This window comes from Escherichia sp. HH091_1A, from assembly GCF_030295175.1.
Classification (GTDB): domain Bacteria; phylum Pseudomonadota; class Gammaproteobacteria; order Enterobacterales; family Enterobacteriaceae; genus Escherichia; species Escherichia coli_F.
Map to the genome: position 1 here is coordinate 4,500,418 of NZ_AP025747.1, position 14,722 is coordinate 4,515,139.

13 protein-coding genes are annotated in these 14,722 nt (G+C 48.4%); 3 read left to right on the plus strand and 10 right to left on the minus strand.

Annotated elements, in window-relative coordinates; genetic code table 11:
* Positions 1 to 21: 21 nt before the first annotated feature.
* The gene (nepI, locus tag QUF14_RS22445; RefSeq protein WP_001288540.1) at positions 22 to 1,206 is read right to left on the minus strand and encodes a purine ribonucleoside efflux pump NepI; all 1,185 of its coding nucleotides are present in this window, start codon (positions 1,204 to 1,206) and stop codon (positions 22 to 24) included.
* A 233-nt stretch (positions 1,207 to 1,439) separates the two neighbouring features.
* On the opposite strand from nepI, the gene QUF14_RS22450 reads away from it, so the two are divergent.
* Positions 1,440 to 1,793 carry a type II toxin-antitoxin system RelE/ParE family toxin gene (locus QUF14_RS22450; RefSeq protein WP_001521686.1) on the plus strand — a complete coding sequence of 118 codons (354 nt, stop codon included), beginning with the start codon at positions 1,440 to 1,442 and terminating at the stop codon, positions 1,791 to 1,793.
* Positions 1,777 to 2,100 (plus strand): helix-turn-helix domain-containing protein, encoded by a 324-nt coding sequence (locus QUF14_RS22455; protein WP_000125643.1) that lies wholly within the window; start codon positions 1,777 to 1,779, stop codon positions 2,098 to 2,100. Before QUF14_RS22450 ends, QUF14_RS22455 begins: the two co-directional genes overlap by 17 nt.
* A 115-nt stretch (positions 2,101 to 2,215) precedes the next feature.
* Here QUF14_RS22455 and QUF14_RS22460 read toward each other — a convergent pair whose 3' ends face one another.
* Both QUF14_RS22460 and adeQ read right to left on the minus strand, forming a co-directional pair.
* Entirely contained in the window at positions 2,216 to 2,668 is a 453-nt protein-coding gene (locus tag QUF14_RS22460) for a DUF1198 domain-containing protein (protein ID WP_001353562.1), read from the minus strand.
* A 52-nt stretch (positions 2,669 to 2,720) separates the two neighbouring features.
* Entirely contained in the window at positions 2,721 to 4,055 is a 1,335-nt protein-coding gene (gene adeQ / locus QUF14_RS22465) for an adenine permease AdeQ (protein WP_024211946.1), read from the minus strand.
* A gap of 174 nt (positions 4,056 to 4,229) precedes the next feature.
* Between adeQ and adeD the strand changes: the two genes are divergently transcribed.
* Entirely contained in the window at positions 4,230 to 5,996 is a 1,767-nt protein-coding gene (gene adeD, locus QUF14_RS22470; protein ID WP_001065736.1) for an adenine deaminase, read from the plus strand.
* A 45-nt stretch (positions 5,997 to 6,041) separates the two neighbouring features.
* Here the strand turns inward: adeD and uhpT are convergent, their stop codons facing one another.
* From uhpT to ilvN, 7 genes are all read right to left on the minus strand, one after another.
* Complete coding sequence (gene uhpT / locus QUF14_RS22475; protein ID WP_000879194.1) at positions 6,042 to 7,433, minus strand: hexose-6-phosphate:phosphate antiporter UhpT; 1,392 nt, start codon at positions 7,431 to 7,433, stop codon at positions 6,042 to 6,044.
* Positions 7,434 to 7,570: 137 nt separating this feature from the next.
* On the minus strand, positions 7,571 to 8,890 hold the full coding sequence (gene uhpC, locus QUF14_RS22480; RefSeq protein WP_024211947.1) for an MFS transporter family glucose-6-phosphate receptor UhpC: 1,320 nt from the start codon (positions 8,888 to 8,890) through the stop codon (positions 7,571 to 7,573).
* A 9-nt stretch (positions 8,891 to 8,899) separates the two neighbouring features.
* The gene (gene uhpB, locus QUF14_RS22485; protein ID WP_001355057.1) at positions 8,900 to 10,402 is read right to left on the minus strand and encodes a signal transduction histidine-protein kinase/phosphatase UhpB; all 1,503 of its coding nucleotides are present in this window, start codon (positions 10,400 to 10,402) and stop codon (positions 8,900 to 8,902) included.
* Positions 10,402 to 10,992, minus strand: coding sequence for a response regulator transcription factor UhpA (gene uhpA / locus QUF14_RS22490; RefSeq protein WP_000628121.1), 591 nt, complete (start codon positions 10,990 to 10,992; stop codon positions 10,402 to 10,404). Before uhpA ends, uhpB begins: the two co-directional genes overlap by 1 nt.
* Positions 10,993 to 11,153: 161 nt before the next feature.
* Entirely contained in the window at positions 11,154 to 12,593 is a 1,440-nt protein-coding gene (locus QUF14_RS22495) for a hypothetical protein (protein WP_000255424.1), read from the minus strand.
* A gap of 277 nt (positions 12,594 to 12,870) precedes the next feature.
* On the minus strand, positions 12,871 to 13,353 hold the full coding sequence (locus QUF14_RS22500) for a hypothetical protein (RefSeq protein WP_032304088.1): 483 nt from the start codon (positions 13,351 to 13,353) through the stop codon (positions 12,871 to 12,873).
* Positions 13,354 to 14,430: 1,077 nt separating this feature from the next.
* Positions 14,431 to 14,721, minus strand: a complete 291-nt coding sequence (ilvN, locus tag QUF14_RS22505) for an acetolactate synthase small subunit (RefSeq protein WP_001181706.1) — start codon at positions 14,719 to 14,721, stop codon at positions 14,431 to 14,433.
* Position 14,722: the final 1 nt, after the last annotated feature.

The window sequence follows — 14,722 nt, forward strand, 5'->3', positions numbered from 1 at the left end:
GTAACCCCTCCTGTAAATACGTTACTTCATTTTCACCTTTGCGGTGACCAATAACGCCGTCAGCAACATCAATGTGCCGGACAACATCAACGGCGAAGTCAGACCAATATTATCCAGCGCATAACCGCCGATTGCCGCGCCACAGGTATTAGCAAGCTGAATAACCGCCACCTGAATAGACCCGGCTTTTTCTGCCTGATCGGCCAGTGAGCGAGTGATCCACGTTGACCAGCCGACAGGAACCAATGCAAAAGTTAGCCCCCAGATAATCGCCACGCCGGTAGCTACGATTTTATCGCTTCCCCACAACGTCAGCACCAACGCACTCACAGCCAGTATTAACGGCGCGCCTGCTAAGGCCTGTTTTACCGAACGTTTAAGAATGAACGACGAAAGCGACGTACCGATAAAGCTGGCAATGCCAAAACTCAACAGCACCAGCGTTAAGCCATCCACGCTGAATCCCGCCAGGTTCATATACACCGGGCGAATATACGTGAAGAAAGCAAACTGCCCGGCGAAAGACATGAAGATGGCGCTCATCCCGGCCATCACGCCCGGACGCTGTAATAAGCGGAAAGTATTTTGCTTCTGATGCGAGGGTTCGCCAGGCAGCGAAGGCAATGATTTGATAATCCAGATAATACACAGCACGCCCATCACCGCCGCCGCATTAAAGACATTGCGCCAACCGATAAGCTCACCTAAAAAGCTACCCAACGGTGCGGCTATCACCAGCGCAATAGAAACCGCGCCGAAAATCACCGACAGCGCCTTCGGCACCGTGCGCGCTGGTACCAGACGCATGGTCAGCGACGCCGACATCGCCCAGAACCCGCCGAGTGCCAACCCCAGACAGGCACGACCGATTAAAAGCAAACTGAATGAGTTGGCAAAGGAAACCAGCAAGCAGGAGAGCGTCAGCAAAACGGCAAACAAAATAACAACGTAGCGGCGGTCAGTGGCCTGAATTGTCTGGGTAATAAACAAACTGGCAAACATTGCCACAAAGGCGGTCACGGTCACCGATTGCCCGGCAACCCCTTCCGAAATACCTAAATCCTGGGCCATTGGCGTCAACAAACTGACGGGCAAAAACTCAACGATAATCAGGCAGGCGACGCAAAACGCTACCGAGAAAACGGCGGACCAGTTCGGTCGGATGATGGCATCCGCGCCGCGGTTTTCGGCAATAAATTCACTCATGGTGTTACCCGTGGCATGTTTCAACGGAAAAGCCGACCACTTTAACACTGAAATGTGTGACACATTTAACGTTTTTGCAACTTTTACGGTGTTGTGGGAAAAGTTCGAGGCTGCTCGAAGAAATAAAAATCATAGGGCAAGCTGATATGCATTTTCGCGATTGGGTTAGGAATAAGGGATAAAGTATTGCACTTGGTGATATACTTTAATAACAGGACCTCAACGATATGCGCGTGTTTAAAACCAAATGGTTTGCAAGGGAAGCCAGGTCTCATGCAATAACAGATGAAGAGTTGTGCCGGGCCATTTTAGAAACGGAGCAAGGTAAAGCTGATGCACTTGGTGGTGGCGTTTTTAAAAAGCGCCTTCACCAAAATCGTGAGCGTGCAATTATTCTGGCAAAAGGGGGAAGCAATTGGTTTTACACGTTTTTATATGCAAAACAGGATATGTCGAACATCAATAGTCAGGAACTGGCTGGGTTTCGTGAACTTGCAAAGCATTATGCCTTCCTGACGAAAGCCCAACTAACAGCAATGATTAACACTAAAGAACTGACAGAGATCTGCTATGACTGCAAAAACTAAATTTAAAAGTCCTGCATTTGAGGCTATTCACAGCGCAGCTGCTGGATTGTCCAGCGTCGATGCTATTTCTGCCGAAACGATGCGTACTTTTGACAAAGCCTGCCTGACCAGCGTGCAAGACTTACAACCTGTTGAGATAAAAGCACTGCGGGAAAAATTAAAAGTGAGTCAGCCCGTCTTCGCTCACTATCTCAATACCAGCGTTTCAACTGTACAAAAATGGGAAAGTGGCGCTAAACGCCCCAATGGCATTTCATTAAAACTGCTCAGCATTGTGCAAAAACACGGGCTGGAGGTGCTGCTGTAAATAGAACGTAGATAATGCGTTCACCTACTGTCAGTTCCGATGCCGGATGCGGCGTGCACGCCTTATCCACCCACCAGCTCAGGCGCGGTCTGTAGGCTAATAAGACGAAACGATTTTAATGCAGCCAGTGAACGCCCTCAGCAGGCTGAAAGAATGCGTTATAGCGCATCTGAAAAGCATTAATATCCTGCATTTCAGGTTCGGTTTCGCGCAGAAAACCCAGCGCCAGCCTGACCTGAGCATCGGTAATCGGCGCGGCGAGGCGAGCTTTTTGTAAAATCCGATGCCATTGCAGCAGGTTCTGTTCGCTTCCATCGACAATGACAATTTGCCAGATGAGCAACACCTGCGCGGCGTTTTGCAGGTGCGACTCATCCGGGCGATGCAAATAACGTAAAAATTCCTCACCGGCTGACTTTCCCATTTGATCGACCATCGACTCCACGGGTACGACATCAATATTCAGCCGATCGCTGAGACGGCGAATCGCCTTTCTGGCCCCGGATGTCAGCACCCGAAAACCAATTACAAACACCACCGCCAGCGTAGCGAGCATTATCCAGATCATGAGTTCTCCTGCGTAATCAGAACTCATGATATCTGGAAACCCTCGCCAGTTACTAATCCACCAAAATAATCTTCAGAGCAAACAGAGTTGCAACCACCACCACACACAGGTTCAGATCGCGCCAGCGCCCGGTGCACACCTTCATGATGCAGTACGACATAAAGCCAAGCGCAATCCCTTCGGTGATCGAGAAAGTAAAGGGCATCATCACCGTAGTAATAAATGCAGGTACTGATTCGGTAAAATCATCCCAGTTAACGCGCGCCAGGCTTGAGGTCATCAGCACGCCAACAAAGATTAACGCTCCGGCGGTGGCGTAAGGAGGGACCATTGCCACCAGCGGCGAGAAAAACATAACCAACAGAAACATAATGCCGACCACGACCGCAGTCAGCCCCGTTCGACCACCAACTGCCACACCAGAAGTACTTTCAATATAGGCGGTAACAGACGAGGTGCCGATAAACGCGCCCGCCACCGAACTGACGCTATCAACATACAGCGCCTTATTCATATTAGGGAATTTACCGTTACTATCTATTAAGCCAGCTTTATCAGTCACACCGATTAATGTTCCTGATGAATCAAATAGGTTGATCAGCATAAAGGAGAAAATGATACCAGCGAGTTCAAGTGATAATGCGCCACTCAAATCCACTTCACCAATGACGCCGCTAATATCAGGCGGAATGGAATAGACGCCGCTAAAATGAACATCACCGAAAAATAATCCACAGCAAGACGTCACCACAATAGAGACCAGCACCGCGGCATGAAAATGACGAGATGACAACACGGTTATAATAAAAAACCCTAATATACCTAACAACACACCGTGAGAACTTAAATCACCAATCATCACCAGGGTGTCTTTATTGGCGACAATAACACCAGTATTTTTTAACCCCATTAAGGCGATAAATAATCCGATTCCGCTAGTGATACCAATACGTAAACTTAATGGAATGTTGGAGATCATCCAGTACCGGATGCGAAACAGCGTGAGCAAAAATAGCCCAATTGCGCCCCAGAATATTGCGCCCATCCCGGTCTGCCAGGAGATGCCCATCGCCCCCACGACAACGAACGCAAAGAAGGCGTTCAGCCCCATTGCCGGAGCCAGCGCCACGGGTAAGTTAGCAAATATCCCCATCGCAATACTGCCGATACCGGCAATCAAACAGGTGGTAACAAACACCACTTTCGGGTCCATTTGTGCCGCGCCGAGGATTTGCGGGTTCACAAAAACGATGTACACCATGGTTAAAAAAGTGGTCATCCCCGCAATCAATTCTGTGCGGACGGTGGTCCCATGCTGAGGTAGTTTAAATAATCGCGAAAGCGTCCCTGATTCATTACTCACGTAATCGGTATTGTCATTATTCATTTTTTTGTCCATTGGAGGAGATTTAATCCCTTGCTTTTGTAAAACAAATGACAACAACGGTTCAGTGATAATTATCACATTTCAATTGCACATTAATGGATATTCTTTAATAATCTTGCGACGTTTCTTTATGATAAATAATAATCAAATTGATAAAATCAAAATGAGAAAAATATGAATAATTCCATTAACCATAAATTTCATCACATTAGCCGGGTTGAATACCAGGAATTGTTAGCCGTTTCCCGTGGCGACGCTGTTGCCGATTATATTATTGATAATGTCTCTATTCTCGATCTGATCAATGGCGGAGAAATTTCCGGGCCAATTGTGATTAAAGGACGTTACATTGCCGGTGTTGGCGCAGAATATGCTGACGCTCCGGCTTTGCAGCGGATTGATGCACGCGGCGCAACGGCGGTGCCAGGGTTTATTGATGCTCACCTGCATATTGAATCCAGCATGATGACGCCGGTTACTTTTGAAACCGCCACCCTGCCGCGCGGCCTGACGACCGTTATTTGCGACCCCCATGAAATCGTCAACGTGATGGGCGAAGCCGGATTCGCCTGGTTTGCCCGCTGTGCCGAACAGGCAAGGCAAAACCAGTATTTGCAGGTCAGTTCTTGCGTACCTGCCCTGGAAGGCTGCGATGTTAACGGTGCCAGTTTTACACTTGAACAGATGCTCGCCTGGCGTGACCATCCGCAGGTTACCGGCCTTGCTGAAATGATGGATTACCCTGGCGTAATTAGCGGACAGAATGCGCTGCTCGATAAACTGGACGCATTTCGCCACCTGACGCTGGACGGTCACTGCCCGGGTTTGGGCGGTAAAGAACTTAATGCCTATATTGCTGCGGGTATTGAAAACTGCCACGAAAGTTATCTGCTGGAAGAAGGTCGCCGGAAGTTACAACTCGGCATGTCGTTGATGATCCGCGAAGGGTCCGCTGCCCGCAATCTCAACGCACTGGCACCGTTGCTCAACGAATTTAACAGCCCGCAATGTATGCTCTGCACCGATGACCGTAACCCGTGGGAGATCGCCCATGAAGGGCATATCGATGCCTTAATTCGCCGCCTGATCGAACAACACAATGTACCGCTGCATGTGGCTTATCGCGTCGCCAGCTGGTCAACGGCACGCCATTTTGGTCTGAATCACCTCGGCTTACTGGCACCCGGCAAGCAGGCCGATATCGTCCTGTTGAGCGATGCACGTAAGGTCACGGTGCAGCAGGTACTGGTGAAAGGCGAACCGATTGACGCGCAAACCTTACAGGCGGAAGAGTCGGCAAGACTGGCACAATCCGCTCCGCCGTATGGCAATACCATTGCCCGCCAGCCAGTTTCTGCCAGCGACTTTGCCCTGCAATTCACACCCGGAAAACGCTATCGGGTCATTGACGTCATCCATAACGAATTGATTACGCACTCCCGCTCCAGCATCTACAGCGAAAATGGTTTTGATCGCGATGATGTGTGCTTTATTGCCGTACTTGAGCGTTACGGGCAACGGCTGGCTCCGGCTTGTGGTTTGCTCGGCGGCTTTGGCCTGAATGAAGGCGCGCTGGCTGCGACAGTCAGCCATGACAGCCATAATATTGTGGTGATCGGTCGTAGTGCTGAAGAGATGGCGCTGGCGGTCAATCAGGTGATTCAGGATGGCGGCGGACTATGCGTAGTACGTAACGGTCAGGTACAGAGCCATCTGCCATTGCCCATTGCCGGGCTGATGAGCACCGACACGGCGCAGTCGCTGGCGGAGCAAATTGACGCATTGAAAGCTGCCGCCCGTGAATGTGGTCCGTTACCGGATGAGCCGTTTATTCAGATGGCGTTTCTTTCCCTGCCAGTTATCCCCGCACTGAAACTGACCAGCCAGGGGCTGTTTGATGGTGAAAAGTTTGCCTTCACCACGCTGGAAGTCACGGAATAATAAAAAAAGCCCGGCGTCATGCCGGGCAAAAGTCACCAGTTACGTTTATGCCACTGTCAACTGCTGAATCTTTTTCTCGCGGCGGATTTTGCGTTCTTCCATCACCGCCACTATCGCCATCAGGCAGATACAACCAATCGCGGCGATATCCAGTGCAGCAAAGGTGCCTGCCCAGCCGGTAAGGCCGAATACCGGCGTACCATCGGCAATCATCCCCAGACCTAACTTGGCAAAGCTGTCGCCAATCAGGTAAGCGAAGGTGCCTTTAATACCATCGGCAGCGCCAATGGCTTTTTTAGGTACAAAGCCAACAGCAGCCACACCAATCAACAATTGCGGGCCAAAGACCAGGAAACCCAACGCAAAGAGAGAAGCCAGGTAGATATATTCGTTGCTGGCATGTTGATACACACCGAGCGTGGCGATAATCAGCGCCAGCGCGATGCAGGCCACCAGGCCACGGCGACCGTTCGCCAGGTCAGAGAGCCAGCCCCACAACAGCGTACCCACCAGCGCACCAGCTTCAAACAGCGTAAAGCCCTGAATCGCCACCGCTTTAGAGAGTTTCAGTTCCTGGAACGCATACACGGTTGACCACTGGTCGATACCAATACGCACCACATAGAGGAAAATGTTGGCGAAGCACAGCAGCCAGATCACTTTGTTTTTCAGCACATACTCAACAAAGATCTGCCACTTGGTCATATCGGTAGATTCTGTCTCTTTGTCCTCTTCGCTGATCTCTTCGCCGAACAGTTCTTCAGCTTTGCCGAGGCCATAAGATTCCGGGGAGTCGCTGCCGTAACGAAGGCCGATAAAACCGACAATCAACGCGATGATGGACGGGAAAATAAACATGCCGATGACATGGCCGTCAAACAGGTAATTTGCGCCGAACAGCGCCACACCTGCCGCGCCCGCACCGCCAAGATTGTGAGAAATATTCCAGAAACCGAGGAACGTCCCGCGCTTACGACGCGGCGTCCATTTGGTGATGGTGGAGTAACTGCACGATCCCCCGGTACTCTGGAAAAAGCCGCTTAAGGCGTAGAAGGCAATCATCAGGAACAGACTAACCGAGCCGCTGCCCATACTGGCACTGAAGCCCAACATACAAATGGCAGACAAGATCAGCATGAACGGCAGGAATTGTTTGGTGTTTTTGCCGTCGGCGTAATAGGAAACCAGTGTTTTACCCACACCATAAGTGATGGAGAAGCCCAGGCCGATCATCCCCAGCTGCGTCATGCTCAAGCCGTAGGTCGAGATCATGTCGTTCTGCGCGATGTTAAAGTTCTTGCGAATCAGGTACATCGTCAGGTAGCCGATAAAGACCACCAGGTAGGATTGCATGAACGGTTTGAACCACATTTTGCGCCGCACTTCGAGCGGAAGATCCAGGGTCGGCTTGCGAACCTGGTTTAAGAAAGCCAGCATGGGTTACTCCTGAAATGAATACCTGCGTGAGGTATGCATTGTAAAAATCAGCAGCAAATCAGGCCTGAGATAGCGTCCAGGCAAAACCTGGAAAATTTCTTAGTTTTGCCGGATATGAAGTGAAAAAGTGAGATGCATCACGCTTCGCGCGGTGTCTGGGCATTCAAAAAGGGCAGTAACAGCAGTGCGGAAATCCCGGCGGCAATGGCGATAACCACAAAAAAACCGCTCCAGTGCCAGGTATCGAGTACTTTCGCCAGCGGCCAACCAGCAAGCGACGCCCCCAGATAAGCAAACAAGCCGACAAACCCCGTTGCCGCCCCTGCCGCCTCCTTGTGGGAACACTCTGCTGCCGCCATGCCGATTAACATCTGCGGGCCAAAGACAAAAAAACCAATGGTGAAGAAGCAGCTTGCCTGCATCACGTAGCTGGCAAATGGCATCAGCCACAGCGAGCCGACGGACAGCAAAATCCCGGCGGCGAAAATTAAATTCATCGGCCCGCGGTTGCCGTTAAAGAGTTTGTCCGAGCCCCAACCCGCTACCAGCGCACCGATAAATCCGCCCAGTTCAAACATTGTCACTGCCGTATTCGCCGTGACCAGATCGACGCCCAGCGTCTCGGACATATACAAATTGCCCCAGTCGTTGATCGCCGCCCGGACCACATAGACCAGCACATAGCAAAACGAAAGCAGCCAGATATACGGATTCAGCAACACATATTTGGTGAGGATCTCTTTACGTGTCAGCCCTGCCCCTTCTTGTTGTTGAGCGATTTCCAGCGCGTCGTGTCGCCATTCGCCGACCGCTGGTAAACCTAACGCCTGCGGGCGATCGCGCAGCCGCCAGCAGAGAATAATCCCCACGACTATCGCCATACAACCGGCAATCATCATCCCGGCACGCCAGCCGTAATGCAGCGCGCTCGCTGCCATCACAATGGGAATGAGTGCGCCGCCGACGTTATGCGCCGTGTTCCATAATGCCCACCAACCCCCGCGCTCAGTACGTGAATACCAGGTGGTTAACAGACGCGCACACACCGGTGAACCCCAGCCCTGGAAAAAGGCGTTCAGCCCCCATAGCATGGCAAACGCCCACAGCGACGTCGAGAAACCAAACAGAATGTTGATAATGCCCGTAGCGATAAGCCCAATCCCCATAAAATACCGGGCATTTGAGCGGTCGCTGACAATGCCGGAGACAAACTTCGACACGCCGTAGGTAATGTAAAACAGAGTTGCTAACAGGCCGATATCGCTACGGCTGAGCACACCGTTGGCAAGAATTTCTGGTACGGCGGCGTTAAAACTTTTACGCGTAAAGTAAAACAGTGCGTAACCCAGCCAGATGGTCAGCAGAATATGGCGACGCCAGTAACGGTAACGGGCATCAATTTCTTGTTTATCGCTAATCAACGGCGCGTCAGCTGGCGCTTTCAGAAACGGCAACATCATCAAGCCTTAGACATAACGTTGAGGTAGAGAAACACTGACACGCGTGCCGTGCAAACAGGAGATGGTCAAGGTGCCACCCAGCGCCGTTACTCGCTCGCGCATTCCGGTGAGGCCAAAACCGTGTTGCCCGGAACCCGGCGGTAAACCGCTACCATCGTCTTCAATCACCAGCATCAACCGTTCGTCCTGCTGCCAGCCTTGCAACGTGACCGCACTGGCATCGGCATGTTTCACAATGTTGTTCAACCCTTCCTGGCAGACGCGAAACAGCGTCACGCGCTGGTTTTCGCTTAACGCTGATTCATCGATTCGCCATTCGAGATGGCTGACAATACCGCGCCCTTCCAGCTCCATTTCCCGCATCAGTGAGCGGATGGCCTGCTCCAGAGTGAGATCATCCAGCTGGCGCGGACGTAACCGCCCTAACAAGCGGCGCACCGCGTCGTAAACGCCCAGGGATAACTGTTCGATGAGCTGCCCGCTCTGTTTCACGCGGGCGTTATCCGCCGCGAGCCGCTGGACAATGCCCGCTTGCGTACGAATGGCGGTGATGGTCTGACCGATATCATCGTGTAATTCACGCGCCACATCACGACGCACACTCTCTTCGGTTTCCAGCAAACGTTCAGCCAGATGCTGATTGCGCGCCAGTTCCTTTTGCAGCGACTGGTTAAGTTCACGCAACCGCTGGATGCCAGCGCCCAGTAACAACCCTGTCAGACTTTGCACCAGCAGCGAGAGCAATAAATCGACCGGATGGTCACGCCAGGTTTGACTGGCGATTAGCGCGATGGCGTTCATCAATGTCGCTATCAGCGCCCCTTGCCAGCCGTAGTGCCAGGCCAGCGCGATAATCGGCAGCGCCAGGCAGAATGGCGTAAAGCGCGACAGTTCGTCCGGCAAGCCCAACTGGAGCCAGAGACTGATAACAAACAGCAGCAAGTACCAGACCAGATGCCGCCCGCGCCAGTTGATCGGTTGAGAAACCAATGACGGACCGAGCGGCAGCCAGGTGTTATTGGCGAGATAGTGCCAGAACACCAGACATATCGGGGCCAGCGTCAGGCCGCCAGTTAAAGTTAACAGCAGCGCATTCCACGACTCTTTGCCGTACCAAAGCCAGGGCAACGACTGCAACAACGCCGCCGCCGTCAGCGCTGCCCCCTGTAACAGCAGGGTGCGCCAGTCGCGTTGATGGCGATAGCGTGAGATCAGCGCCACGGGCAGTAACGTCAGTAAACTACCGATCATCAATAAGGAGAAATGGCTTAAACCAACCGCCTGCATTAACCAATAAATCAGCAGCCATTCCGCGCCCAGCAGCACTGGCCAGTATCCGCGTGGGCATTGCAACATTAGCCCAAGTCGAAGACCAAACGGAAATAACAGCACCGCCATATCAGGGCGCTCAACCAGATGCAGGCTGATACTCCACAGGCAAAACCACGCGGCAGAGAAGATAAAAAAGCAGGCAATAACAGTAATTAAGCGGGAGAACAACGTCTTCATCACCAGCCATCAAACATGCGGCGCGCCAGTTCCACGTCGTTACTGACGCCCAGTTTTTCCATCAGGTTGGCGCGATGGACGTGTACCGTTTTCGGCGACAAGCCCAGTTCGGCGGCAATCTCTTTCACCGCCATTCCTTGCGCCAGTTTTTCCGCCACCTGGCGTTCACGTTTGGTCAGCGGGTCCTGGCGACCGGATGCCAGTTTAATGGCAATATCCGGTGTCAAATAACATCCCCCCGTAGCAACCGTATGCACCGCAGCAATCAGTTCATCCGGGCTACAGCGTTTGGAGAGAAAGCCGCGCGCCCCCGCGTTAAGTGCCTGCTCAACCAGTGCCGGACTGTCGTGAACGGAGAGCATAATTGTCGCCATACCTTTCGGCAGCTGGCTTAGCAGCTCCAGACCGGAGATATCGGGCATGGAGATATCGCAAATACACACCTGCACACCGCGCCCCGGCAGCCCCGCCAGTGCCTCGCGCCCCGAACCAAACTCGGCAACTACCTGCAAATCAGGTTCCAGCCCCAGCAGCTGCGCAAAGCCGGAGCGGACGATAAGGTGATCGTCTATAAGGGCAATGGTGATCATGATTGGGTCCTGGCGGATAAAAAACGCGCATACCTTAACGATAAGCGCGATGTTGTTCAAGTTGGATATGGGGTATGTATTGGCTTAATGATGTTGGGCTTATCGTCAAAACGCTTACCTGAAAGGTAAGCGTTTGGTGCGTGTTATTGAGAAAAAGCGAATTATTTGTAGGTTGCAATTGCAATATTGCCTGAAAAATTTCTCCTCCTGTTGCGGAAATCGTTTTCAGGTAACAAAGAGTCATCCAGAAACCTATAATCTTCAGCGGAACGCTCATTAAGAGAATCATCCACTGAGTCGTTATGAATATAATCCTCACCGTATGTTCGATAAATGAAATTAGCTATATTAAAATCGTTACCAACTTCATTTATTTCGGCCTTTACAATATAATGAGTTTGTGTGAATGTATGCTGTGAAAAATCAGCAACAAGCAAATTTGTTTTTCCCAGCAAAGCACAAAACCCTGGGTTATTATCAAGCCCGGCAGAAACAGAATCGTTTGCCTGTATTGCATTAATATCCCCCCTATCAAGCGCGACAGGAAATGCCTGTGAACAAGCATAATACAGGTTACCTATTCCTGAAATACTGGAGAGGCAAGAAATAATATCTTCTCTGGTTTTTTTCTCAACACCATCGTTCTGTAGAGAGTTTCTCACAATATTACATTCATCTGACGTAAATACAATTTTACTAAAAAGTTTTTCGAAATCTTTATATTTTCTAACACCTCCATGACCAGACAAAGCCATGGTTTTATCCCTCAGAAATTCATGGATTGTGCTATTTATTTTAACTCCACAACATGAAATAATTGAGCTACCCTCTCCAACGTGTCTTGATGCATCAGCAAGAAGTGAACTAAACTCTCCCTCCCGAACATCTAGTTTTTTTATGTCTGATTTATAACTACAATCATCTGGAATTAATTTATCTGGAGTTAATTGAGTTTGTTCATTTAACGCTTTTTTTAATTGGCGCTCAGCATCAGTAACTCCAAAACTGCGTTTATTTTCAGAATTATTATTAACAACTTCTAGCTTAAGAGCATTTGCAGCAACTGTTACTTTTGAGAGTTGATACTTTTCAAATACATCGTGCTCTGATAATAACCCTATAAACTCTTTCACATTTCGACCACTAAAATCTCTGTCTCTACTCTGTTTTTTCAAACTGTTGCCTTTTGACTCACGATACACATCAGTGACTTTAAACTTATCACTGCCGGTCTGCTCAATTTTTATATAGCTATCCATGCCTGTGGTAGCGATCCATGTCTTATAATTCGCATTCGCTGATTCAGGCGTAACATGAAAATAAGAAACCAATTTACCACTGATATCATGCCGATAGATATGTAAAGAATCTAAAATGTATAATAATAAACTTCGGAAAACTTCACGAAAAGTGGCATCTTTAGGTAATGTTCTACAATTATCGAGCAGGCCACTTTGTGCCATCGCATCAAATGCTTCAATATTACCCTCGATACTATCTCTTAGACTCTGGCTCAGGCCCTGGCTCTGAGTTTGACTCTGAAACTGGCTATTATCATTCTCTGTTTCCGTTGGATATGTATAACTCGTCACACTAACCATAGTAACCTCGCAATATGACACTTTGCATATTTTGACATTGTTAGAAATATCAATGGATAGCATGATAAATATTTCAATGCCAACCGCTATATTTCATTTATTTCAATAATAAGACTATAGTGCCATTAATTATTATCGATTTTCCCAATGCAATTGCATCACTAACACTACTTATTCACTATCAAAAATCGCTCATTTTTTCAAAAAGACTGTTTACACACAGACGGTTAACAATACGCGTTCATCTTAATGATAAACGCGCTTTATCAAGAAAAAATCATAAATCAGCAGTTGTTGCGGCACCAGAAAATGTAAAAGAGACTTTATCGCTGGTGGAGTTTTTCTCGTCGACACTACCGGTAGTAATATAACGAGCGCACTGAAGATTAACTTCATTTTCAATTTTATTAACCGCCATCAAATATATCTTCTGACTAAACCCATTCATAGTAAAATCCATTTCATTAAGATACTTTCCAGACCCAAAAAAAGCATTTCCTGATTTTTTTAAATGCAATGTTAATGAAGTGGCACCATCCAAACTCTTTGAGAGTAACTCGCGAACATCTTGAGATGTATGTTGTAAGCGAGTCTGATAGCCTTGTGCGGAAGAATAATAAAAACATGTAATCCCCTGAGGACTGGCTAAGCAAGCGATTATTTCATCAATCTTATCATCCGTAATATTACCGTTTGATTGTTTTAATAATTCTCTTACCCGAGCACAATCATCATCATTAAAGCATACCTGTGCAACCAATTGTTCAGGTGTCTTTTGACTATAACTTAGATCTTTTTCAATTATTTCAATTTTGCTTGCAAATATTTTAAGAATATCTTTACTTAACTCAACACCACAGCAAGTTATTTTTGCAGCGCCACTTGGTTTAGTTTGTTCTTTTATACATCTATGAGCATCCATAGTCATAGAGTATAAATAATCAGCATCAATATCAATTTTTTCCTGAACAGGTAAATGCCCCTCATCTTTTTGAATTCGCAGGTTTAATAAATCATATGTATTACTCAAAATTTCTGCAGGCATTTCGTAATTACAATCCGCATTCATCAGAACAATACTATTAACTAATTTTTTCCTCAAAACCGTGTCAGCAGAATGTGTTTCTAACGCAGCAGTTTTTTCAGATAGCGATTTGATAATAGTCGCTACAGCCACTCCAGAATATGATGTATTCCCCAATATTTCTTTTATATTATTTTTACCTGCACCAACCTGAAAAACATTAAAGGATTTGCCACCTGTTTGTTCAATTACGGTGTATTCGTTCTCTCCAGTTGCCGCCATCCAGGTACGATTACCATTATTTTCAGTGCCTGGCATAGGGTGAAAATAGTTAAGAATTTCGGTATTAACACTGCGAGAACCGGACATAATATTTGCTATTAAGCGTTTTATTTCCTGTAACATCCATTTTGCGAAATTACTGCCAGGTGAATATTTTTTCTCGTTATTTGTGATATTAAGCTCAGCAGCAATAATTCTATTTTTATCCAAAAAGGTGGAAGGGCAGGGATTTGACATCATTGTTCCGCTGTTTATAGGGCTTGCCATAATATACCTCACGATGAACCATTAATTAATAGAATGCTGGTCATGACCACTGGTATAGACAGCAATCAGAATTTAACACCATCGCTGGAAATTTTTAGCCCTAACTGTCAACCCCCTGGTTATCGGTGCAGCGACTTAAATTAACGTCCTGGGCTAATAAATTGTGCCTGAGATGGTCTCTGGCACAATTTCACCCTATATATCTGAACGGATCTATCAAAAATCGCTCATCAGTAACTCCCCCGAGCGGTTTAATATCGCTCCTTACTGAAAAAACACCGCAATCTTGTTAAACATCGTCGGATCGGACTGATTACGCTGCACTTTCACTACGTCTTCCAGCTTATCGATTTGGCTTATCATCTGCTCCAGACGCTGGTCGTCATTGACCAGTAGCCAGATATGGCTTTTGTCGCTGTCCTGAATCGGCAGGCAGAGAATGCCTTCAACGTTAAAAGCGCGGCGGGCAAAAAGGCCACAAACGTGGGTCATTACGCCCGGATGGTTGCGAACGGTGAGCTCCAGAATCACGTTGTCATGAGTTGTGTTTTGCATG